General features: G+C 62.5%; 24 protein-coding genes. 9 read left to right on the top strand and 15 right to left on the bottom strand.

The window, feature by feature from the left end:
• Nucleotides 1–65 precede the first annotated feature (65 nt).
• Nucleotides 66–521 (bottom strand): manganese-binding transcriptional regulator MntR, encoded by a 456-nt coding sequence (gene mntR / locus L4923_RS25315; RefSeq protein ID WP_239369881.1) that lies wholly within the window; start codon nt 519–521, stop codon nt 66–68.
• A 260-nt stretch (nt 522–781) separates the two neighbouring features.
• Between mntR and L4923_RS25310 the strand changes: the two genes are divergently transcribed.
• Nucleotides 782–2,149, top strand: coding sequence for an Nramp family divalent metal transporter (locus L4923_RS25310; RefSeq protein WP_239369880.1), 1,368 nt, complete (start codon nt 782–784; stop codon nt 2,147–2,149).
• A gap of 91 nt (nt 2,150–2,240) precedes the next feature.
• On the top strand, nt 2,241–3,110 hold the full coding sequence (locus L4923_RS25305; protein ID WP_239369879.1) for a protein-L-isoaspartate O-methyltransferase family protein: 870 nt from the start codon (nt 2,241–2,243) through the stop codon (nt 3,108–3,110).
• Between the two features lie 3 nt (nt 3,111–3,113).
• Here L4923_RS25305 and L4923_RS25300 read toward each other — a convergent pair whose 3' ends face one another.
• Nucleotides 3,114–4,289 carry an MFS transporter gene (locus L4923_RS25300; RefSeq protein ID WP_239369878.1) on the bottom strand — a complete coding sequence of 392 codons (1,176 nt, stop codon included), beginning with the start codon at nt 4,287–4,289 and terminating at the stop codon, nt 3,114–3,116.
• A gap of 233 nt (nt 4,290–4,522) precedes the next feature.
• On the opposite strand from L4923_RS25300, the gene L4923_RS25295 reads away from it, so the two are divergent.
• Nucleotides 4,523–4,876, top strand: a complete 354-nt coding sequence (locus L4923_RS25295) for an ArsR/SmtB family transcription factor (RefSeq protein WP_239369877.1) — start codon at nt 4,523–4,525, stop codon at nt 4,874–4,876.
• 182 nt (nt 4,877–5,058) lie between these two features.
• On the opposite strand, the gene L4923_RS25290 is transcribed toward L4923_RS25295, so the two are convergent.
• Together L4923_RS25290 and L4923_RS25285 are read right to left on the bottom strand one after the other, a co-directional pair.
• Complete coding sequence (locus L4923_RS25290) at nt 5,059–5,379, bottom strand: hypothetical protein (protein WP_239369876.1); 321 nt, start codon at nt 5,377–5,379, stop codon at nt 5,059–5,061.
• Nucleotides 5,380–5,536: 157 nt separating this feature from the next.
• Nucleotides 5,537–5,734, bottom strand: a complete 198-nt coding sequence (locus L4923_RS25285) for a hypothetical protein (RefSeq protein WP_239369875.1) — start codon at nt 5,732–5,734, stop codon at nt 5,537–5,539.
• A gap of 231 nt (nt 5,735–5,965) precedes the next feature.
• Here L4923_RS25285 and L4923_RS25280 point away from each other — a divergent pair, with 231 nt between their 5' ends.
• A complete protein-coding gene (locus L4923_RS25280) occupies nt 5,966–6,796 on the top strand; it encodes a hypothetical protein (protein WP_239369874.1) in 831 nt (276 codons plus the stop codon).
• Nucleotides 6,797–6,914: 118 nt separating this feature from the next.
• Nucleotides 6,915–7,286 carry a hypothetical protein gene (locus L4923_RS25275; RefSeq protein ID WP_239369873.1) on the top strand — a complete coding sequence of 124 codons (372 nt, stop codon included), beginning with the start codon at nt 6,915–6,917 and terminating at the stop codon, nt 7,284–7,286.
• Here L4923_RS25275 and L4923_RS25270 read toward each other — a convergent pair.
• The 5 genes from L4923_RS25270 to L4923_RS25250 form a co-directional block, all read right to left on the bottom strand.
• Complete coding sequence (locus L4923_RS25270) at nt 7,238–7,675, bottom strand: GFA family protein (RefSeq protein WP_239369872.1); 438 nt, start codon at nt 7,673–7,675, stop codon at nt 7,238–7,240. The two genes, L4923_RS25275 and L4923_RS25270, sit on opposite strands and share 49 nt — an antisense overlap.
• 240 nt (nt 7,676–7,915) lie before the next feature.
• On the bottom strand, nt 7,916–8,194 hold the full coding sequence (locus tag L4923_RS25265; protein WP_239369871.1) for a DUF982 domain-containing protein: 279 nt from the start codon (nt 8,192–8,194) through the stop codon (nt 7,916–7,918).
• Between the two features lie 110 nt (nt 8,195–8,304).
• A complete protein-coding gene (locus tag L4923_RS25260; protein ID WP_239369870.1) occupies nt 8,305–8,736 on the bottom strand; it encodes a hypothetical protein in 432 nt (143 codons plus the stop codon).
• Nucleotides 8,737–8,908: 172 nt separating this feature from the next.
• On the bottom strand, nt 8,909–9,334 hold the full coding sequence (locus tag L4923_RS25255; protein ID WP_239369869.1) for a hypothetical protein: 426 nt from the start codon (nt 9,332–9,334) through the stop codon (nt 8,909–8,911).
• A gap of 170 nt (nt 9,335–9,504) precedes the next feature.
• Entirely contained in the window at nt 9,505–10,089 is a 585-nt protein-coding gene (locus L4923_RS25250) for a TetR/AcrR family transcriptional regulator (protein ID WP_239369868.1), read from the bottom strand.
• Between the two features lie 122 nt (nt 10,090–10,211).
• Here L4923_RS25250 and L4923_RS25245 point away from each other — a divergent pair, with 122 nt between their 5' ends.
• From L4923_RS25245 to L4923_RS25235, 3 genes are all read left to right on the top strand, one after another.
• A complete protein-coding gene (locus tag L4923_RS25245) occupies nt 10,212–11,222 on the top strand; it encodes an NADP-dependent oxidoreductase (protein ID WP_239369867.1) in 1,011 nt (336 codons plus the stop codon).
• A 159-nt stretch (nt 11,223–11,381) separates the two neighbouring features.
• Nucleotides 11,382–12,044: a dihydrofolate reductase family protein gene (locus L4923_RS25240; protein ID WP_239369866.1), complete on the top strand. Its 663-nt coding sequence runs from the start codon at nt 11,382–11,384 to the stop codon at nt 12,042–12,044.
• 172 nt (nt 12,045–12,216) lie between these two features.
• Entirely contained in the window at nt 12,217–13,527 is a 1,311-nt protein-coding gene (locus L4923_RS25235; RefSeq protein ID WP_239369865.1) for a tetratricopeptide repeat protein, read from the top strand.
• A 54-nt stretch (nt 13,528–13,581) separates the two neighbouring features.
• On the opposite strand, the gene L4923_RS25230 is transcribed toward L4923_RS25235, so the two are convergent.
• Together L4923_RS25230 and L4923_RS25225 are read right to left on the bottom strand one after the other, a co-directional pair.
• On the bottom strand, nt 13,582–13,848 hold the full coding sequence (locus L4923_RS25230) for a hypothetical protein (RefSeq protein WP_239369864.1): 267 nt from the start codon (nt 13,846–13,848) through the stop codon (nt 13,582–13,584).
• 56 nt (nt 13,849–13,904) lie between these two features.
• Nucleotides 13,905–15,233 carry a S8 family peptidase gene (locus L4923_RS25225; RefSeq protein WP_239369863.1) on the bottom strand — a complete coding sequence of 443 codons (1,329 nt, stop codon included), beginning with the start codon at nt 15,231–15,233 and terminating at the stop codon, nt 13,905–13,907.
• A gap of 362 nt (nt 15,234–15,595) precedes the next feature.
• Here L4923_RS25225 and carB point away from each other — a divergent pair, with 362 nt between their 5' ends.
• On the top strand, nt 15,596–19,084 hold the full coding sequence (carB, locus tag L4923_RS25220; protein WP_239369862.1) for a carbamoyl-phosphate synthase large subunit: 3,489 nt from the start codon (nt 15,596–15,598) through the stop codon (nt 19,082–19,084).
• 52 nt (nt 19,085–19,136) lie between these two features.
• Here carB and L4923_RS25215 read toward each other — a convergent pair whose 3' ends face one another.
• The 4 genes from L4923_RS25215 to L4923_RS25200 all read right to left on the bottom strand — a co-directional run.
• A complete protein-coding gene (locus L4923_RS25215) occupies nt 19,137–19,589 on the bottom strand; it encodes a GFA family protein (RefSeq protein WP_239369861.1) in 453 nt (150 codons plus the stop codon).
• Between the two features lie 134 nt (nt 19,590–19,723).
• Nucleotides 19,724–21,124, bottom strand: a complete 1,401-nt coding sequence (locus L4923_RS25210; protein ID WP_239369895.1) for an alanine/glycine:cation symporter family protein — start codon at nt 21,122–21,124, stop codon at nt 19,724–19,726.
• Between the two features lie 57 nt (nt 21,125–21,181).
• The gene (locus L4923_RS25205; protein WP_239369860.1) at nt 21,182–21,667 is read right to left on the bottom strand and encodes a GNAT family N-acetyltransferase; all 486 of its coding nucleotides are present in this window, start codon (nt 21,665–21,667) and stop codon (nt 21,182–21,184) included.
• 35 nt (nt 21,668–21,702) lie between these two features.
• On the bottom strand, nt 21,703–22,415 hold a 713-nt coding region (locus L4923_RS25200), incomplete at its 5' end, for a lytic transglycosylase domain-containing protein (RefSeq protein WP_239369859.1).

The raw sequence follows: 22,415 nt of genomic DNA, 5'->3' as shown, positions 1-22,415 counted from the left end.
CGGAGCTCAGATCGTATCGAGAGGCCGCATTCCCCCGGCAGGGCATGAGCGGACGGATGGGTTTGTCACAGCCCCTTCGCCATGGCGCGCCGGAACGCTTCCAGCGTTTCGGCGCTGACATGATGCTCGATGCCTTCCGCATCAATGCGCGCGGTTTCGGCGCTGACGCCGAGCGCGCGCAGGAATGCTTCCACCGTCTGGTGGCGGATACGGCTCTCGTCGGCGACTTTGCGCCCTGCTTCTGTCAGGAATATGCCGCGATAGGGCTTTCTCGACACCAGGCCTTCCGCGCAAAGCCTGGTCAGCATTTTGGCGACAGTCGGCTGCGCCACGCCGAGCCGGGCAGCGATATCGACCTGTCGTGCCTCGTTGCCGTCTTCGATCAGGTCGGCGATCAGTTCGACATAATCCTCCACGAGTGCGCTGCGGCGCGCTTCGCGGGTCTGCCTGAACCCTTCCGAATGCACTTCAGCATCTGGCAGCGGCTCGTCGCGCGGGACGGATTTCGGTCTCGACGCCAATCGTTTCTCCTCGACACAACCGGTTCACCCGGATCCCGCTTTATAGCACAGGCTCTGATTTTTCAGCGCCTTTTGCATTTCGTTCCAGACGGTCACGAAAACCAGGTTCGCTACCGCTTCGAAGCACCTTGGCGGCCGCCTTAGGCCAGAATCGGCGATCGATCAAAAAGCCGAGACAATGAAATATAGCATATTGCATAATGTTGAGCAGCGACATAAATCTGAAGGGCTAGACAATCCAGAATCCAGCAGGACTCCCCATGCAGGACGCCGACGTCGCCGAAACCGTGCGCTCCGAGAAGGCTTTCTTCCGGCCGGTGGGCGACGGGCGTCCGAGCTTGCAGGAGGTCAATGCTTCCATCGCCGTACCGACCACCGGTACCTGGTTCCGGCGTCTGTTCGCCTTCATGGGCCCGGGCTACATGGTATCGGTCGGCTATATGGATCCGGGCAACTGGGCTACTGACCTCGCCGGCGGCGCGCAGTTCGGTTACACGCTTCTCTTCGTCATCATGCTGTCCAACCTGATGGCGATCCTGCTGCAGGCACTGGCCGCTCGCCTCGGCATCGCCACCAGCCGCGACCTCGCCCAAGCCTGCCGCGCTTATTATCCAAAGCCTGTCGCCTATGCGCTTTGGATAGCTTGCGAACTCGCCATCATCGCCTGTGACCTTGCCGAGGTGATCGGCACGGCCATCGCGCTCAATCTCTTGTTCGGCATTCCGCTCATCGGCGGCGCGCTGATCACCGCTCTCGACGCCTTCCTGGTGCTTCTGTTGATGAACAAGGGCTTCCGCTATCTCGAAGCCTTCGTGATCGCACTGCTCATCATCATCTTCGGCTGCTTCGCCATACAGATCTTTGCTGCAGCGCCGGAGCCCGGTTCGATCCTGCATGGCCTGTTCGTGCCGTCGTCGGAGATCGTCACCAACCCGGCCATGCTCTACATCGCCATGGGCATCATCGGCGCGACCGTGATGCCGCATAACCTCTATCTGCACTCCTCGATCGTGCAGACGCGCGCCTATCCACGCACGGAGCCCGGCAAACGCGATGCCATCAAATGGGCGACAGTGGATTCCACCATCGCGCTGATGCTGGCACTGTTCGTCAACGCGGCCATCCTCATCGTTTCGGCCGTCGCCTTCCACGGCAGCGGCAATCAGAACGTTGCCGAGATCGGCCAGGCCTACGAGCTCTTGTCGCCCCTGCTTGGCCTTGGCATCGCCTCTACCCTGTTCGCCATCGCCTTGCTCGCCTCGGGCCTCAACTCGACGGTGACGGCGACGCTTGCCGGCCAGATCGTCATGGAAGGCTTCCTTCATCTGCGCATTCCCCAATGGGCACGCCGCCTGCTCACCCGCGGCCTCGCCATCATCCCGGTGGTCATCGTCACCGCGCTCTACGGTGAAAAAGGCACGGCAGAACTCCTGGTGCTCAGTCAGGTGATCCTGTCGATGCAACTCCCCTTCGCGGTGATCCCGCTGGTCCACTTCGTGTCGGACCGCGACAAGATGGGCGCTTTTGCCATCTCCAGGAGTGTTGCTGTCCTGGCCTGGGTGGTGGCGGCGGTGATCGTCGGCCTGAACCTCAAGCTGCTCTACGACACCTTCGCCGGTCTCCTTTGAGGCAATCGCCACACGGCTGTCCAAGAAATTGGCTATGCTTGCGGCGACGCGGATATTTGCGCGCGCCGCCGCCAGGGGTTTTTAAGTCACCATGACCCGAATTGCCGAAGCCCGCCGTTTTTACGCCCGCCTGCTCGCCGCGAACGCCGGGGCAAAGGACCCCCGCCTCGAAGAGGCCTTTGCCGCAATACCGCGCGAAGCTTTCCTTGGGCCAGGCCCTTGGACGGTGATCGTGGTTCCGTGGACAGCCGGCCGGCATGCGATCGAAACGCCGAGCGCCGATCCGGTCCATCTCTACCAGAACCATCTCGTAGCGCTGGATCGCGACAAAGGCATCAACAACGGCGAACCCCTGCTGCACGCCATGTGGATGACCAAGATAGCACCGAAGCCAGGCGAACATGTCACCCATATCGGAGCAGGCACCGGCTACTACAGCGCCATTCTGTCCCGGCTTGTAGAGCCCGACGGTGAAGTGACGGCCTACGAGTACGAGGCGCATCTTGCGGCTCGCGCCGCAGACAACCTCGCCGCCTACGACAATGTGACCGTCGTGCACGGTGATGCGGTGCGTGCCCAATTGCCGCCGTCCGATGTCATCTATGTCAATGCCGGCGCCATCGCCCCGCCCGCTTCCTGGCTCCAGGCGCTGAAACCCGGCGGCAGGCTGGTCTTCCCCTGGCGGCCGGCCGAGAAGATCGGCCTTGCAGTCCTGATCACCCGGCTCAACGATGGCTTTGCTTGTCAGCCCTTCATGCGCTCCTGGTTCATCCCCTGCGTCGGCGCCTCGCGCCCCGGAAGGGCTCCCGACGTGACCGTCAAGGTGCCGAGTTCGGCACAGGCCAAGCGCATCCGTTCCATACTCCTGACCGAACAGAAGGCTCCGGACGCGACCGCTGTCGCCATATTCGGCGATGTGTGGTTCTCGTCGCGGAGCCTTGATAACCGCAGGTCTGGCTGAGCCTTATTCGGCCGGCATCGTCGCTGGCCGCTCGGTGCGCCGGCTGAGCAACAGCACGCCGAGGCCGGCGACGGGGAACACGGCAGCGGCGATGCCGAGATCGACCGTTCCGCCATACTGCAGCACCAAACCGCCGACGACCGCTCCCAGCGCAACGCCAAGATAAAGCGCGGACGCATTGAGCGAAAGCACGATCGGGGCCGCTTCCGGCGCCAGCTTGACGATACGGCTGGCCTGTGCCGGCGGGAAAGCCCAACCGATCAGGCCCCAGGCGGCGATCAACACGAACAGGGCCGGCCCGGCGATTGGATGCGGCAGCAAAGGTACGGCCGATATCAATGCCAGGACAATGGTGACCAGTCCGAATGACCATGCAACGGTGCGCGTGGCGCCAAAACGGTCCGCCATCTGGCCGCCGGTGATGTTGCCGACAACGGCGCCGACGCCGAAGGCAAGCAGCAAAGCAGGCAGGGCAATCTCACTCAGACCGGCCCCTTCGATCGCCAGTGGCGCAATATAGGAGAAGACCGTGAAAGCGCCCGTCAGGATCAGCAGGGTCTGGACGAGGATCGGCAGCACGCCGGGACGCACCGCTGCCCGCAGCCGCTCGCCAAGCGGCAATCGCGTACCGACCAGCCCGTGCGGCAGGCGCCAGGCCAACACCAGCCCCGCCAGCGTGCCGAGCGCTGCCACGGCAAAGAAGGTGCCTCGCCAGCCGGCGAAGGTTCCCAGAAGCGCGCCCAGGGGCGCGCCCACTGCCACAGCCACGGTGGTGCCGCCCACCACGACCGAAATGGCGCGCGCGCGGTGGTGGCTATCGACCAGCGCCACCGCCGTTGCTTGTGCGGTTGCAGCAAACAACCCTGACGCCAGCGCCATCACGATGCGGGCAGCAAGCAGCACCGCGAAGGACGAGGAAAGTGCTGCCACGATGTTGCCGAGCACGAAGAAAGCCAGTGTCCACAGGATGATGCGGCGGCGGTCCCAGTCGCCGGTCAGCGTCGCCAGCACAGGAGCACCGATGGCATAGGCCAGCGCAAAGGCGGTAATCAGCACACCCGCCACCGGCACGGAGATACCGGCGTCGGCGGCGATCTCCGGCAGCAGGGCCGAGATGACGAAACCTTCAGTGGCAATGGTGAACGAGCCGAGCGCGAGCCAGTAGAGGCGCTTGTCCATGGGAAAACCCTTAGTTCAAAGATTATTGAACAATTGAACATACCTAGGCGACTTGTCAATCGTTCGCGATAAGGCTTTGTTCAAAAAACATTGAATATTTGAACAAGGGTTGGCGGGTTTTCAATTCCGTGGCACAACGTTCCTGCCAGCATCATGTCAGTGGACCGTAGAAGCGCACGGTTTGCCGGCGCATTGAACCGGGCCGAAATCGGCCTTACCTTGAGCGCATGTCGATGACCCTGCCGCACCCGACCACCGATCAGATCAGCCTGCCACTGGTGCTTTCCGTGCTTGGCGATCCGACCAGATTGGCCATTGTCGCTCTCCTTGCGCGCCGCGAAGGCGGCAAAGGTCGGATGAATTGCAGCCGCTTCTTGTCCTTAGGCTCCAAGACCAATCTCAGTTACCATTTGGCCAAGCTGCGCGAGGCGGGCGTCACCCGCACCGAAGTGGTCGGCACCCAACGCTTCCTGACGCTGCGCCGCGAGGATCTCGACCAGCGCTTCCCCGGCCTGCTCGACAGCATCGTTGCCGGGGCCGAGCTGGCGGCCATTCCTCGGCTCGAAGAATCTGTCGAAATGGCGTGAAAGACCGCCTTCTTCCCATCTTTACGATCCTGTCAGCGCGGCCGTCACCAGCAATTCGCGTCTCGTAAGCATCCCAGCGTTAATTAACGCTGGGGAATAGGCGGTCCGACGAAATCTTTCCGTCAAAGGAGTTTAGTTGGCTGCGGCGGTGAGATTTACTCATCTCGCCATTGTCTGAGCCACTATTGCTCGGGAATTTTGAACGGCGGGAACCGCAGCGAATCCTCGCCGCATTCGTGCCAGGTCATTTCGGCGTTCACCTGATCCTTCTTGCCAAGGCACCAGTCCCGCTCGTTGAGGGCAACGCCGTAGACCGAGCGCGAGAGACAGGCCGCAGCAACTTTGACGTCGCCGCCAGAGGCACCGCGACAGGTGGAGTTGCTGTCCTTCCAGAGCGCAATCAATTCCTCAACCGTTTCGGATGCGTCCGGGAACTGCAGGTCCTTGGCCTGCGTGGCGCTTGTAACGAGCAGACCGGCAGCGGTGATGGCGAGCAAATTCATGATCAAACCCGTTCCTGTGCCCACCGCCTAACAGCATGTCACGGGACCGGTCTCGGTCAAGTCTCGCTACGGTTTAGGACGATATCTCTTGGACTTCGAGGGCGATCGGAAGCGGATTGACCGAACAGGCGCCGGGCTTGTGTCCACCCGGATGCTGTTATTTGGCAACAGCCAGGACGATGGCGATGACGACAAGCAGCGGCCCCATCCACTTGAAATGCTTGACGAGATGCTCCAGCCACGTCGGCTGTCCTGGATTGGCCTGGATCGGGAAGGCAAGCAGCCCGAATCCCACTGCGGACATCCAAAGCCCGGCACAGAACATGATGAATTGGTCGATGTAGTCAGCAATCATATCTACCCCCCGCTCGCATCGGCGTCCGAAACAAAACGGAGTTCAGTTTCGGGGGAAAATCAAGACTTTCTTGTCGATCGAAGGTCACTGCGCTTGCGTCATACCGAGGCAGCGATCGCCACAACATGTTGCCGCAATTGAGGCTCCGGCCCCCACAATCTCGCCCTTCCTTTGCCAGAAATCGGGCCTACGTGACGATCACATGACAGTTTTGCGACAGGGAGAGGAACCATGGCGACGAATTTCCATGGCCGTCATTCCGCAAATGTCGAGCGTCCTCGTGGAATCGACCAACTAGGCCTTCTGCTCTGTGCTGTTTTGGCCGTCGGCATCACGACCGCTATCGCGGCTTTCGTGGCCGTCTGGCTACCGGATCTCCGGCCGCTTCTGCTCCGGGAGGACGGCATCGTCGAAATGGCGACAGCGGTCTTCTTCGCGACGGCAGCAATCGGGGCGGGTATTTCGGTCGCGACCTGGGGGCTGCGCACACCGCTGTTGCTGGCAGGCCTGATCGGCTTTGCCGAGTTCATGGATGAAACCAGTTTCGGCTCCCGGCTGTTTGGCTTCCAGCCACCGCCGCTTTATGGCGGCGGACAGTTGGACGGCTTCCACGACCTGCTGGTCGTCGCCTTTCGCCTGGCACACGAACTGAACCCGCTGTTTGCCTGGTTGCTGGTTGCATCGATGTTTGCAATCTCCGCTGCGCTGGTGGCTTTTGTAGCCATGCAGTTCCTCAAGGGACTCCACGGCGATCCGAAACGTCTCTCGTCTCATACGCTGCTGCTTGCGCACTTCGCGTTTATCGGCCTGGCGCAGGCCATCGACATTTCGGCCTCGTCTTCACATGTCATGTCGGCCATGGAGGAAGTCTTCGAACTCGACGCGGCGATCCTGCTTGCCTTCTACGTTCTGCAACAGTCGAGCGAGGCATGGATCGCCTACGGCGGACGGGCCCCAGACGGCGCAGCAGGGCTCGAACGGCCTTTCGGCGTTTTGTCTGGATCGCTAGGAGCCGCCAATTCCCGGGTGGCGCCCAAACGCCCCGGTCATCCCCACCGATAGTGAAGCGCTTCACATCGCGCCTTGCGGCACTCCTGTACAGAAAGGATGCCCTGGCGGCCATGTCCCGGCATGGAACACGCGGCCAGGGCCGGGCATGGGAGCGATCACGGAGGCGGGAATGGCAATGGAACTCACGTTCTGGATTGCGGGAACCGTGATCCTTCTCATCCCGTTTATAAGCACCCTGGCCATGCGGAACTGGCTGACGACCCTGCTGGCCGTCGCCGTCCTGGCCTTCCTCATCTCGTGTTTCTGGATTTGGCAAGAATATCGCTACAGCGGCGATTATACGGCGCAGGCACTCGCCAGGATCGTCACCAACATCTGGCTGGCCGGGCTCGCGGCCGGCTTTGCGCTCAACATCGGCCTGCTTTGGTTGCGCCACCGCAGGCGTGCAGCCTCATTCAGCCGCGCGAGTGCCGCAGGCTTCATGCAAACCCGTCACCGATCTCTCGGATTGCCGAAATTCGGATCCCGCGGTCTCGAATAGGTGTCGATCCTGGGTAGACCGTCGTCCATCGAGATGAAGGGGAGCCTGAGATCCCAATAGGCATGTGCAAGTGGACGGAACGTCTCGGGAGCGTCCATGAAGCCGATGCTGAGATAAAGTTCGTCCGACAGCCCTTCATCGCGATAACCGATCGAAGTACCGCAATCCCCGCAGAAGGAGCGGACGACCCCTCGTGTCCTGGAAAAGGTTTTCGGTTTCCCTTTCACCAATTTGAATTGTTTCGCGCGATACCCGACCCAGATGGTAAGCGGGCTGCCGATCGCACGCCGGCAATCATCATCGTGATCGTAACAGATCCAGAACGGGTCCCCGCTCAATTCCGCCTCGATGGCACCGCAAAAACAGCGGCCGCGCCGGATATGGTCCATGATCGAGTCTCTCGAAACAGTCGGCGCGGCCGGTCGCCTACCAGGATACGACCATGATCGTTGCAACGCTCATGCCGGCGACCAGGCAAGCCGTATAAATTGTCCAGTAAAGCTTCACAGACATCATCGTGTTCCCCATCGAAAAATGGGGAACGATCCGGCTGCGGGCCGGTTCCAAAAAGTTGCAGCCGAGTCCCAAGCAGCCGAAATTTCCAGGAAGGTCGGGCCCGAGGTCGACCCTCAGCGCTGGCGGGAGCTGCCCGAAGAGGAGTTCGTCGTAGCCGCATCGTCGGCCAGGATACCGTTGTTCAGGGCAAAGCGTTGAAAGGCCAATCGTGCTTCCTTGCCGCTGCGTTGACCTTTGAACGCTTTACAACACACCGCGATGGCGCCGGTATGGTCGAGGTCGGGAATGCCCTGCCAGTGGGTCAGAATGTCATAGGCATCCTGTGCGCTTTGCACATTGCGTGGATCGTCGATGCGGATGGGTACGGGGCGGTCGAATTTCGGATTCGCCATTTAACTGGGTTCCTCATGTGAGCTTTCATTCCACTATGGGAAACGGGCGAGAACTGGTTTCTCGCCGTCACAAATGAAGAATCCGCATCAGAGTTCGTGAGGACGCAGTGTTACGCCCGGTCCAGCTCATAGACCGTATAGCCGTTCTCCCTGCCCTTCTCGCGGAAGCCTAGGACCTTGAACCATTTGGCGATTTCGGGCCGATCCGACCAGCTGAACGAATCGATCGGCAGGTTGCCGCAAAGCTCCTGGATGCGCCGGATATGCGCTTTGCAAAATCGAACGCTCGAACGTGAGAAGAAGCTTTCGTGCGCCGCGAATGCGGTCTGCGCAGCGTCACCGACTTCTCGCCAGGCAATGATGGCGACGGGGTTTCCGTCATCCAGCAGGGTATGAGCCCGGCCTTCCTTCAAGCTCATGAGGAATTCATCCTTCGCGTCCTCGATGTTCAGTCCGGCTGCGGTGTACTGGTCCGCCATGCGCAGAGAGAGGTTGCGAAAGATCTCGGCAAGATCGGCTGGGGTCGCTGTTCGATAATCCATTGCTCGCTCCTTCAAGGAGCGGGACGCTAACCGCCAGGATGCTGCCGGGCAACTCACAATTGCCAGCGGCAGGATCGATGGAGGTGTTTGAACCGGGCATGTCCACAGGCGGGACCGGTCTCGATTGGCCCACCCCCGGCAGGCTTCCGCACTCGGCAGGTTGACGCCGTGCCTATCGAATGAAGAATGCCTGCAATCGCCTGAACAGACCCGGCTTCATCGCGGCACGGACGTGCCGAGCAGCCGTGGCTGCCTGCACGGTCGCGCCATAGTGACAATAGCAGAGCGCTCCGTGCAATTGAGCGTCGGTCAGCTCGAAAAACCGTTTCGCCTCGCCATAGGTATCGTCGGCCAGGCCTTGCTCGCGCAGGATCGGATCTTCGAATGCGACCGAGATCGGCGACCCGGCACAGCGCATGGTCCTGCGGACACTGAGCGCCTGGTACTCCGTCTGGTGCAACGTGGCGAGACGTCGATGCGGCTCCGCCTCGAGAAGTTCCGCCCAGCGGGTCAAGCGCTCTGCCCTCGACATAGGATTGCGCCTGGCAGTATCTATGTGTGCGACCTGTTTAAGTTGGTCGATGGTGTGGTGTTTCATGGCTGGCCTCCTGTCGGTTATGGCCGGCCTGTCCTCCGCACTACGCCTAAGCCGGAGCATGAGCCCGGCCCAGACGCTTGTCCAGCATCCCTAACAGCAGGAACAATCACGTTTGATGTAGCGCTGAACGGTGTCGTGCCCGATGCGGCACTGTCCCGGTGCGGTCTTGCCTATTTGCGCTCATAGGGCTTCAGCGTCGTCGAAAAGATACGGGTCAATGCCTCCACCGCCTCCTCGCGCGTCAAGCGTCCTGCAGCCGCATCCTGCGCCAGCGCCTCGGCCGCCCCCAGAAGCCCCTTATAGAGCGCGTCCGCTATAGCCGGGTCGAGGTCGATGAGACGGCCGAAGGCGCGACGGTAACGTTCGACATAGCCGTCTCGCAGCGCCTGGCGGAACGCTGCCGTCTCCTCGGTCGCGGCAAGGGCTGCAAAGGTCGCCCCCATTTCCGGCCCCATGTCGAGCACGCAACCGACATAGGTCGAGGCAAAGATATGCGAGACGGCCTCCACCGTATCTCCGCCTGCTTCCAATATGCTGGCCTGGGCCGCGAGTTGGCGGTCATTATAGGCATCGCACAGGGCGATCAGCAGCCCGGCACGGGTGCCGAAGTGCTCGTATGCGATCGGCTTCGACACGCCGGCGCGCTCAGCCAGACGCCCGAGCGTCAGCGCATCCGTTCCTTCGTCACCGATGACATGGCGGGCCGTCTCCAGCAATTGCTGGCGCCGGTCGGCCTTGGTCAGCCTCTTCGTCACGCCCTGGTTCATCTTGCACCAAATTCTTTTCGACGGTCGCTTGAACGGCACACCCAACCGATTATGTTACCAATCGTAAGTTACGTATAGTAGCTTACTATTCGTAATATAGGAGACACTCGATGTCTGTTGTAGCCCAGGAAATTCTATTGAACAGCCGTCCCAACGGCGCACCTACCCTCGATACGTTCCGCTCGGTCAGGCGTTCCCTGCCCGCCCCTTCAGACGGCCAATTGCTTGTCCGGACGCTGTGGATGTCGGTCGACCCCTATATGCGCGGCCGCATGCGCGACCAGCCGAGCTACATCGCGCCCTTCCAAGTCGGCGAACCACTCGAAGGCGCGGCCGTGGGTGTAGTCGAAGAATCTCGAGCCGAAAATTTCGCCAAAGGCGACGTGGTGAGCCACTTCTCCGGTTGGCGCGATCATGCAGTGATCGACGCCACCACCGCCACCAAGATCGATCTTGACGCCGCACCCGCCGAAGCCTGGCTGGGTCCGCTCGGCGTGCCGGGCTTCACCGCCTTTGTCGGCCTGGAACGTTTTGGTGCACTGAAATCGGGCGAAACCGTCTTCATCTCGGCTGCTGCCGGCGCGGTCGGTTCGATGGCGGTCCAGATCGCCAAGGCCAAGGGTGCGCGCGTCATTGCCTCGGCAGGCAGCGACGACAAGGTCGCCTGGGTGGGTGAACTCGGCGCTGACGAAGTCATCAACTACAAGACGGCCAAGGACCTGACCGCCGCGCTGCGCAAAGCCGCGCCCGAAGGCCTCGACGTCTATTTCGACAATGTCGGCGGCAAACATCTCGATGCTGCGCTGGCGGTCGCCAAGGATTCAGCCCGCATCGTCGTCTGCGGCATGATCGCTGGTTACAATGACGAGCTGCCTTCCGAGACCATGCACCACCTGTCCGCCATCGTCATCAAGCGGCTGTCGCTGCGCGGCTTCATCGTGCTCGATCACTACGACCTCTATCCAGAATTCTCCGCCGCGATGATCGGTTGGCTGAAGGAGGGCAAGGTCAAGTCACGCGATACGGTCCATGACGGTCTCGACAGTGCCCCGAAGGCTTTTCTTGGCCTGTTCAGCGGCGACAACACCGGCAAGATGCTGGTCAAGCTCGCCGACCGCTAACGCGCTACTGTGCCGTCCGGCCACCTGTTTCGCCGGACGGCACCCGCCCTCTCCGGTGCCGACGAATTTTTCTCTGCCTCCATGTCGGAACCGGGCCTGCCTGCCCGTCCTAGGGCCGACTTCGGAATTGGCCGGGGAACGAGACATTGGGAGACCATCATGAGAAAGATCATCGTCGCCACCTTCGTCAGCCTCGACGGCGTCATGCAGGCGCCGGGCGGCCCGCAGGAAGACCCCACCGGCGGCTTCAAGTTCGGCGGCTGGGTGGCGCCGCATTTCGACGAGGAACTGGGAGCGGCGCTGGATGAAATCTTCGGCCGGCCATACGATCTGCTGCTTGGCCGCAAGACCTACGACATCTTCGCCGCGCATTGGCCCTTCATAACGGATGGCCCGGACAAGGCGATCGCCGACAGCTTCAACAGCATCACCAAATATGTGGCCTCGCGCTCGAAACCGGAACTCGCCTGGCAAAAGAGTCAGTTGCTCGGGCCCGACGTCGTCGCCGCGTTGAAGAAACTCAAGAGCGAAGACGGGCCGGACCTTCTGGTGCAGGGCTCCGGCGATTTCCTGCAGACCCTGTGGAAGCACGGCCTGGTCGACGAGCTCAGCGTTCTGACCTTCCCGGTCCTGCTCGGCAAGGGCAAGAAACTGTTCGGCGACGGCGTCGCGCCAGCCGGCCTGAAACTGGTGAAGGCCAGGTCCTACCCGAGCGGCGTGATCGTGGCCAATTACGAACCGGACGGCGCCGTCAAGACGGGCGACTTCTCGCTGGCCGAGCCCACCGAAGCCGAGCTGGAACGCCGCAGAAAACTGGCTTGAAACCCTGATCTTCCCGAGGAGTACGACAAGAACGGGGCGCTTCATCAGCGCTCCGCTCTTGTTTTTGTACTAGGTCACCGCCCGAACCGTCCTGGTCTTGATTTTGCAGACGTATCCGCGCCTCATTGCCAATGAGCGGAGCGGGTCGCCGACCGGACGGGAGGTCGCACCGATGACAAGGACAGGCTTGACGCTTTTCGTGCTGGCGCACCTTGCCGCCCCTGCCCTGGCGCAGCAGGCGCAATCCGACCTCGACAAGCAGCTCGAGCAGGAGGACATGTATCTCCGTCTCGATCCCAGTGATGTCGTCGCACGCCACAACCGTGCTTCGATCTGGTTCCGCAAGGGCGAGTACAAGAAAGCGATCGCCGATTTCAGTGAAGCGATCCGATTGATGCCGCGCCGCGCCGAAACCTACAACAACCGCGCCGCCGTCTATCTGCGTACGGAAGAGTTCGACAAAGCCGTCGCCGATTACAGCCGTTCAATCGAACTCGGCTATGCCGGCGCCTATAGCGGCCGTGCCGCGGCCTATACGCTGAACAGCAGATACGATCTCGCCTTTGCCGATCTGGACAAGGCGCTCGAGATCAACCCCGACGACGCTGACGCCATCGGCAATCGCGCCATGGCCTATGCCCGGCAAGAGCGTTTCGACAAAGCCCTGTCGGATTACGACAAGGCCATCAAGCTCGCCCCGAACAACGCGGTATTTTACGAAGGACGGGGCGATGCATGGTTCAGGACCAACCAGCCCGACAAGGCAATTGCCGACCTCAGCAAGGCTGTGAGCCTCGATCCGCGCAACATCCAGGCATTCTACACGCGCGGGAAGGCCTATGCGCAACTCGAACGCCACGACGAAGCCATCGCCGACTACAGCCAGGCCATCGAATTGACCGGCAACCAGCGGGTGAAGAACCACGCCAATGTCTATGCCGCACGTGGCAACGCTTATACCTTTTCCGGCCACTATGACGCGGCCCTCGCCGATTTCGACAAGGCGATCGAGATCGATCCGAGCTCCTCTCTCGCCTTCAGTGGGCGCGGCGCCACTTATGCAGCGCTGAAGCAGTTCGACCGCGGTCTCGCCGACATGGACAAGGCGATCTTTCTCGATCCTGATGACGCTGACAGCTATAACGGCCGCGCCTTGGTGCTGTTCGTTCTTGGCCAGGCAGACAAGGCGATCGCCGATCTGGATAAGGCGCTCGAACTCAATCCGAAACAGTTCAAGGCACGCCTCAACCGCGGCGTGATACACGCCTCGAAGGGTCGGCCCGATATGGCAATCGCCGATTATGATGAAGCAGCGAAGCTTCGCCCCGATGATGCCGAGGTTTTTTACCGTCGCGGCGTAGCTCATCGCCAAAGGGGCGAAACCGCCAAGGCCAGGGCAGACCTGAAAAAAGCGCTACACCTCATGCCGCGCTTCAGCGAGGCCAAGCGGGAACTGGAGGGCTTGGGAGGCAAAGCCAAATAGGCATTCTGGTATGGCGATTGTATGCGCCAGGGCCAGTTTCCTCGAACCGCTCCACTATTTCCGCGTCGGGCCGAACGGTGCGATCCGCGGGTTGGAAAATGGACCTTTTACCGTTTCACTGCCGGCATCCGCCGTCGGCCGCTCCTTGATGGCGGTCTCGTGGACCTGGACGGCATAGAGCCCTTTCTTCGGGTCCAGGACGACCACCCCGAAACTCCTGTCCATCTCGGCAGCAGGCACGCCGAGGAGCTCAGCGGCCCGGTCGAGACCGGGCGCGCCCTCGGGACAGGCGATGGTCATGAGCACCATGTCGCGGGACATTTCCGCTCTATCTCTTCGTTTCCTGCACGGCCCGCCTGCGTCGACCGAATGCCGAGCTACAGGCCGAAATGCTCGGCGACTGGCAAAGGATCGATGATCCCAGCGCCGTAGTCGTTGTTCCATCCGGACTTGGGCCAGGGCTTTTTTTGCGCCTCGGCCTTTATACGATCAAATAGGTCGCGCGGCGAGACTTTGCTACTCGGCAAACCGCTGCGGATCGCCGCGACACAGCCTGCCGCGACCGGGCTGGCCGTCGATGTGCCTGTGTCGGGCGAGCCCTCGCCGAAGGCCTGCGAGCCAAGGAAATGGCTGTAGCTGGTGAGATCTGGTTTTTCACGCGCCATGCCGGGAATGGCCGGCCCCTGGCTGGAATAGCCGAGCCTGACACCGTCTGTGTCGCAGGCGGCAAGGGTGAGCACGTCGGGATGCGCGTTTGCCCCGCTGATCGAATGACGCGTCACGCCCTGGCATTGTCCACTCGGACAATCCGCGCCGCAATTGCCGGCAGCGAACAGCACATCGGCACCGGCACGCGCGATAGTGCCGACCATGATGTTGAACGGATGGTTCGGATTGTCGGCATAGCGACCGGGATGGCCGGGCGGAAAATCCCAACTCGGATGATACATGCCCCAGCTGTTGTTGATGACCAGCGCCTTGTATTTCCAGTCCGGCCCGGTGAATTGCTGGTGCAGGTAGGAAAAGGCCAGCAGCGCATCGCTCAGGAAACCGGACATCACGCTGCCGCCCGGCGTCTGCGATTGGAGGATCGGGAAGTCGAGCAGGCTGCAGCCCGGCGCAGCGATCAGCGCGTCATAGGCACACATCGTGCCATGGTCGACCGCGTAGTCTCCCGGCGTGTTCCTGATATTGGATGGCGCCCAGGAGATCTTCTTGTCGAGCTTCGGCGCCATCCCCTGCGCCTTCAGGTGCTTGACGTTGATGCCGGTATCCATGACCGCGAGCGCGACCCCCTTGCCGTCAAGGCCCTTCTCCCTGAGCTGGTCGAGCTTCAGCTGCCGGGCGACGTCTTCATGCGTGCCGACGGCCTCGACCCCGCAATACGGATCCTTGAACATGCCGATCTGCGGATCGGCGAAGATCTGCACACCGCGACCGGACGAGCGCACATCGTCGATGCGGTCGGCCTCGATCGTGCCGCGCACCGCGAAGACCGGTGCCCTTTCGATATGCGAGGCGGCCAGTCTCACCTTGGCCGGCGTGCGCGCCGCGATCGGCAGCGGCGGGAAGGCGGGGTCAACCAGCAGCCCGCCCTTCTTGGTCGGCGTCGCGATCGGATCGTACCGTTCCCTGGAAAAGGCGAGATGGCTTCTCTCCCGCACGAGCGCCTTGGCGGGAATGGTGACGATGACGGACACGCGCATGACAGGGGCCTCCTCGTTGCGGGGAGACTAGCACAGGCCACCGGCACGTGGAGTAAACTCGAGCGTCAATCCTGACACACGTCTGTCAAGAACGAGGGGCGCGGCGCTCACCGAGGCGGCGCGAAAATACCGGCACCGGGCCGCGATCCGCAAAGCAGATGTGCAAGGGTGGCAAAACGGCGGCGATATCGTGCAATTGCGGGGTTCCCTTCGCCGCAACGCTCCCCTATAAGGCCCGCCTAGCCTGATACAAGAATCCATGCTGCGCACCCCCGGCCGGGCCTCTGCGACGCGTCGACACGCGAACCGGAGAATCCCCCGCCCCGGGTCTTCCGCGCAGGCTGAATGAACGGACCGAGACCATGCCAAGACGCACCGACATCAAGTCCATCCTGATCATCGGCGCCGGTCCTATCGTCATCGGTCAGGCCTGCGAGTTCGATTACTCCGGGACCCAGGCGTGCAAGGCGCTGCGACAGGAAGGCTACCGCGTCATCCTGGTCAATTCCAACCCGGCCACGATCATGACCGATCCGGAGCTGGCGGACGCCACCTATATCGAACCGATCACGCCCGAAGTGGTGGCCAAGATCATCGCCAAGGAACGGCCGGACGCGCTGCTTCCGACCATGGGTGGCCAGACGGCGCTCAACACCGCCCTGTCGCTGCGCCGCATGGGCGTTCTCGACCGCTACAATGTCGAGATGATCGGCGCCGACGCGGCAGCCATCGACAAGGCCGAGGACCGCTCGCTGTTCCGCGAGGCCATGGCCAAGATCGGCCTGGAGACGCCGCGCTCGATGCTGGCCAATGCTTCCGCCGTCAAGGACGAGGACCGCAAGAAACATGAGGCCGAGCGCGCCGCGCTGAAGGCATCGGGCGCCGACAATCTCGACGCCGCGCTCGATGCGCTCGAAACGCAGTGGAACCTCGGCGAAGGCGACCGCAAGCAGCGCTACATCAACCATGCCATGGCGATCGCCGCCCAGGCGCTCGACCATGTCGGCCTGCCGGCCATCATTCGCCCCTCCTTCACCATGGGCGGCACCGGCGGCGGCATCGCCTACAACCGCACCGAATTCTTCGAGATCGTCGGCTCCGGCCTCGACGCCTCCCCCACCACCGAAGTGCTGATCGAGGAATCGGTGCTCGGCTGGAAGGAATACGAGATGGAGGTCGTGCGCGACCGCGCCGACAACTGCATCATCGTCTGCTCGATCGAGAACATCGATCCGATGGGCGTGCACACCGGCGACTCCATCACCGTGGCGCCGGCGCTGACCTTGACCGACAAGGAATACCAGATCATGCGCAACGCCTCGATCGCGGTATTGCGCGAGATCGGCGTCGAAACCGGCGGCTCCAACGTGCAGTTCGCCGTCAACCCGGCCGACGGCCGCCTCGTCGTCATCGAGATGAATCCGCGCGTGTCGCGCTCCTCGGCGCTCGCCTCCAAGGCGACCGGCTTCCCGATCGCCAAGATCGCCGCCAAGCTTGCCGTCGGTTACACGCTGGACGAGTTGGAGAACGATATTACCGGCGGCGCCACGCCCGCCTCTTTCGAGCCGTCGATCGACTATGTCGTCACCAAGATCCCGCGTTTCGCCTTCGAGAAATTCCCCGGCGCCTCGCCGGTGCTGACCACCGCCATGAAGTCGGTCGGCGAAGTGATGGCCATCGGCCGCACCTTCCAGGAATCGCTGCAGAAAGCGCTGCGCGGCCTGGAAACCGGCCTTACCGGCCTCGACGAGATCGAGATTCCCGGCCTCGGCGGCAATGGCGGCGCCGACGACAAGAACGCCATCCGTGCGGCATTGGGCACGCCGACGCCAGACCGGCTGCGCATGGTGGCGCAGGCGATCCGCATGGGCACGTCGCTGGAAGAGGTGCACGCCATCTCCAAGATCGACCCGTGGTTCCTGGAGCAGATCGGCGCCATCATCGCCATGGAAGCGCGCATCCGCGAGCATGGCCTGCCGCAAGACGCCGTCAATCTGCGCATGCTGAAGTCCATGGGCTTCTCCGATGCCCGCCTGGCCTCGCTGACCAACCAGGACGGCGATGCGATCGCCAAGCATCGCGCAATGCTCGGCGTGCATCCGGTCTACAAGCGCATCGACACCTGCGCGGCCGAATTCGCCTCGCCGACGGCCTATATGTATTCGACCTATGAGACGCCTTTCGCGGGCAGCCTCGCCGACGAAGCCAAGGTTTCGGACCGTAAGAAGGTCGTCATCCTCGGCGGCGGCCCCAACCGCATCGGTCAGGGCATCGAATTCGACTATTGCTGCGTGCACGCCGCCTATGCGCTGCGCGAGGCTGGCTACGAATCGATCATGGTCAACTGCAACCCGGAAACGGTCTCGACTGACTACGACACCTCGGACCGCCTCTATTTCGAGCCGCTGACCGCCGAGGACGTGCTGGAGATCCTGCGCGCCGAGCAGGCTGCCGGCACGCTGCACGGCGTCATCGTGCAGTTCGGCGGCCAGACCCCGCTGAAGCTGGCGGATGCGCTGGAACGCGCAGGCATCCCGATCCTCGGCACCTCGCCCGACGCGATCGATCTCGCCGAAGACCGCGATCGCTTCCAGAAGCTCTTGCATAAGCTGGACCTGAAGCAGCCGAAGAACGGCATCGCCTATTCAGTCGAGCAAGCCCGCACCGTCGCCGGCGAGCTCGGTTTCCCGCTGGTCGTGCGCCCGTCCTATGTGCTGGGCGGCCGCGCCATGCAGATCATCCATGACGAAGGCATGCTGCAGACCTACCTGCTCGACACCGTGCCGGGCTTGGTACCCGAGGACATCAAGCAGAAATACCCCAACGACAAGACCGGCCAGATCAACACGCTGCTCGGCAAGAACCCGCTTCTGTTCGACACCTACCTGTCTGGCGCCATCGAGGTCGATGTCGACTGCCTCTGTGACGGCAAGGCCACCTTCGTTTCCGGCATCATGGAGCATATCGAGGAGGCTGGCATCCATTCAGGCGACTCGGCCTGCTCGCTGCCGACGCATTCGCTGCCGGCCGATCTGGTCGACGAACTGGAGCGGCAGACGTCGGCGCTGGCCAGGGCGCTCAATGTCGGCGGCCTGATGAACGTGCAATACGCCATCAAGGACGGCGTCATCTATGTGCTGGAAGTGAACCCGCGCGCCTCGCGCACCGTCCCGTTCGTCGCCAAGACCGTCGGCAAGCCGATCGCCAAGATCGCCGCGCGCATCATGTCCGGCGAGGACCTCGACGGCGCCTTTGCCCATTACGGCGAAAAGCCGGATCCGCGCCGGCCCGGCCATGTCGCGGTCAAGGAAGCCGTGTTCCCCTTCTCACGCTTCCCGGGCGTCGACATCCTGCTCGGGCCCGAGATGAAGTCGACCGGCGAGGTCATGGGCCTCGACCGCGACTTCGCCATGGCCTTCGCCAAGAGCCAGCTCGGCGCCGGCGTCGACCTGCCGCGTTCGGGCACGCTGTTCGTGTCGGTGCGCGACGAGGACAAGGCTGGCGCCCTGCCGGCGGTGAAGCGCCTCGCCGGCCAGGGTTTCAAGGTGCTCGCCACCTCCGGCACCGCCCGCTACCTCAAGGAAAATGGCGTCGAGGCCGAGAAGATCAACAAGGTCCTGGAAGGACGCCCGCATATCGAGGACGCCATCCGCAACCGCCAGGTCCAGATCGTCTTCAACACCACCGACGGCCAGAAGGCAGTCTCGGACTCCAAGTCGCTGCGTCGCGCCACGCTGATGCAGAAGGTGCCTTATTACACCACGCTGGCCGGCATGGGCGCCGTGGCCGAGGCGATCGCTGCACTACGTGCTGGTTCGCTGGAGGTTCGGCCGCTGCAGGAATATTTTTGATAACTAGAGCGGCGGTGAGCCTCAGACACAAGGGGGAGGACCCAATCCCCCCTCACCTCCACTCCCTGAACTCCTTCATCAGCCCCTCATAATCCTCCATCGGCGGCAGGGCGTCATAGCTCTTCACCGCACCCGTTTCGGCGAAAGGCAGCTTCTCGCCGACCCATGTCTCGATGTAGGGCGCGAAGTCGCCCGCCCCCTCCAGCATGGTCGGGCGCACATTAACGAACCAGTCCATGCCTTCGGCTCTCGTGAACATCCACGTCATGCAGTGAGGGCAGAAATAATGGTGGGCTTCCGCGCCATGCAGGCCGCCGACCACCGGCTCGCCTTCAGTCACGGCAAAGCCCTCCGCCGGAATGGCAGCCGACAGTGAATAGGCGGAAGAGCTCATCTTCTGGCAGCCAGTACAGTGGCAGGCCATGGTCACCAGCGGTGCCGCGCGCACCTCGATCTTGACGCGCCCGCAGCGGCAGGCACCTTGCCTCGGCAGTTTCCAGTCCATCGCCGTCTCCTGTTGTTCGTGGCAGGATAAGCGGGCAATTGCGGCAGGCAAGCGCGGCAGCTCGACGCGCTTCTCGAAAATTCGCAAAACGGGGAGCGTTCCCGCGTGTGCCGCAGGCCAGAAACGCTCCGGTTTCAACCCTTCCAGATCGAATGGTCGATCTTGCCCTTCAGCTCTGGATAGGCGTCCGGATCGAAGCGTGGCACCCCGGTCTTCTGCTGCTCGAAATAGTCTCTTGTCAGCTTCACGACGGTGCCGGAAAGAAGCATGATCGCGACGAGATTGACGGAGGCCATCAATCCCATGGTGGCGTCGGCCGCGTTGAACACGACGGCCACCGACGTATAGGCGCCCCAGACCACCATCAGCAGCACGCCGACACGCAGCGCACTCAGCGTGCCCCTGTTGTCGAGCTTCAGGAACACCATGGCGTTTTCCGAATAGGCGTAGTTGCCGATGATCGAGGTGAAGGCGAAGAAGAAGATCGCGATGGCGATGAAGTAGCGTCCGGCCTCGCCGATATGGGCGACCATCGCCTCCTGGGTCAGAGGCGTTCCGGTCAGCTCTGAGCCCGGCGTCATCACACCGGACAACAGGATCATGATACCCGTCGCCGTGCAGATCAGCAGCGTGTCGATGAACACGCCCAACGCCTGCACGAAACCCTGGCTGGCGGGATGATGCGGCGACGGCGTCGCCACGGCGGCGATGTTGGGCGCCGAGCCCATGCCGGCCTCGTTGGAGAAAAGCCCGCGCTTCACGCCGTTCAGCATGGCGCCGGCAACACCGCCGGCCGCCTGTTCGATCCCGAACGCGCTCTTGACGATCAGCGCCAGCACGCCGGGCACTTCGGTGATATTGGCGAGCACTACATAGAGCGCCATGCCGAGATAGGCTATCGCCATGAAGGGCACGACATATTCGGCCACCTGCGCGATCTGGCGGATGCCGCCGAAAATCACCACCGCTGTCAGCGCAGCCAAGGCGAAGCCAACCCACAGCTTGTCCACGCCGAAAGCGCCTTGCATGGCATCCGCGATCGAATTCGCCTGCACGGCATTGAAGACCAGGCCGAAGACGACGATCAGGCAGATGGAGAAGAGCACGCCTGCCCAGGGCGCGTTCAAACCTCTCGAAATGTAGAAGGCAGGGCCGCCTCGATATTGGCCGTTGTGATCGGTGATCTTGTAGAGCTGAGCAAGTGCGCTTTCGGAATAGGCCGTGGCCATGCCGACGGCGGCCACCACCCACATCCAAAACAGGGCGCCGGGCCCGCCGAGGTAAAGGGCGACAGCGACGCCGGCGAGATTGCCCGTGCCGACGCGCGAGGCCAGGCTGGTGCAGAGCGCCTGGAACGGCGTGATGCCGCTGGTGTCATTTTCCGGCGCTCGCATCACCGATCGGAACAGTTCCGGAAAATGCAGGATCTGGATGAACCGCAGCCGCAGCGTGAAATAGATGCCGACCGCGATCAGGCCGTAGATCAGCACATAACCCCAAAAGATCGTGTTCAGGAAATCGATGACAGCGTTCAGCGCGTTCATGCAGGTCTCCTCTTTCGGGTATGCAAAGGAGGCAGGTTGCGGGCCCCTTCAGCCGTCCCAATCCACTTCCAGCATGCCATGCCGCCGGTAGAGGCGGATGGCATTGGCGTTTTCGACAACCCTGGTCTTCAGGTCGAGGCGGCTGGCGCCGCGCGCCTTGAACACGGCAAAGACGTGCAGCAGCAAGGCTTCCGCCAGCCCGTTGCGCCGCGCACTCGGATGTACCGCGAGATATTTCAGGTAGTCCGAGGTCCAGCACAGAGCCACCGCGACCAGCTGTCCCTCGGCATCGTCCACCACGAACCACAGCGCGGGGTCGAACATGCCATCGGTGGAATGCTGCTGCCACCAGAGGTCGAAGTTCTTTTCTTCTTTCTGCAGGGTCTGGGTGAGCAGCGCATGCACGGCGCGCGCGTCGGCGGGCCGGAATGTCCGCATCGTGAAACCATCGGCCCAGACGGGAGCCGGCAGGTCGCCTGCCAGCGAGCGGCGCAAGCGGATGCTGATGTCGTCGGCTGCCGCGGCCTGCGTCATCGGTCTCCCCCCTTAAGTTTCGAGCTGCGTCCGGTTCAGGCGCCGGGAGCGGGCTTGCGCTTGCGGTCGCGGCCGAGCCCGGTTTCCTCGAGCATGCCTTTGCGCTTGGCGTCGTAGTAATATCCCGTCTGGTAGAGGCGGTCGGCGCGCTTGAAATCACCATCGGCCACCAGGAAGGCGCCGCGCAGATATTTCACGGCGTATTTCAGGTTGGTCTCGGCGTCGAACAGGCCCTTCGGCGAACCGCCATAACCCATGCCGCGCGCGGTGGCATGCTTGATCTGCATCAGGCCCCAGTGGCCGTTGTTGTAGGCAAGCGGATTGAAGGTCGACTCGCGCTTCACCACCGAGCGCACCAGCTCCACCGGGACTTCGTAGAGCGCGGCGTATTTGGCGATAAGCCGCTCGACCTCGTTACGGCCGGCGCTGGCCGGTGCCGACCTCTCGGCCTCCGGCTCGGGCGACATCAGATAGGCCGGCACCGGGCCGGAATAAGCGACTGGTTGCACGCCAGGCAGCGAAGCACCGGCCTTCGGTGCGGCGGGTGCGGCAGGAAACACCAGGCTGGTCGCGGCGGAAGCGACCATCACGGGTTTTGCCTTCTGCGCCGGCAGGTCGCCGCCCATGCGGGCCGACAGCGTGCTGACGCGCGCACCGGTTTCCTTCGTGGCCTGCGGCTGCGCCGCAGCCTGAATCGTTTCGGCTTTCGCCGGCTGGGCCGTTTGTTGGCTGTCTCTTATACACATAA

Source organism: Terribium retamae, assembly GCF_022347545.1.
Taxonomy (GTDB): domain Bacteria; phylum Pseudomonadota; class Alphaproteobacteria; order Rhizobiales; family Rhizobiaceae; genus Mesorhizobium; species Mesorhizobium retamae.
Note: the sequence above shows the minus strand (reverse complement) of the source record. Positions and strands in the feature narration are given on the sequence as shown.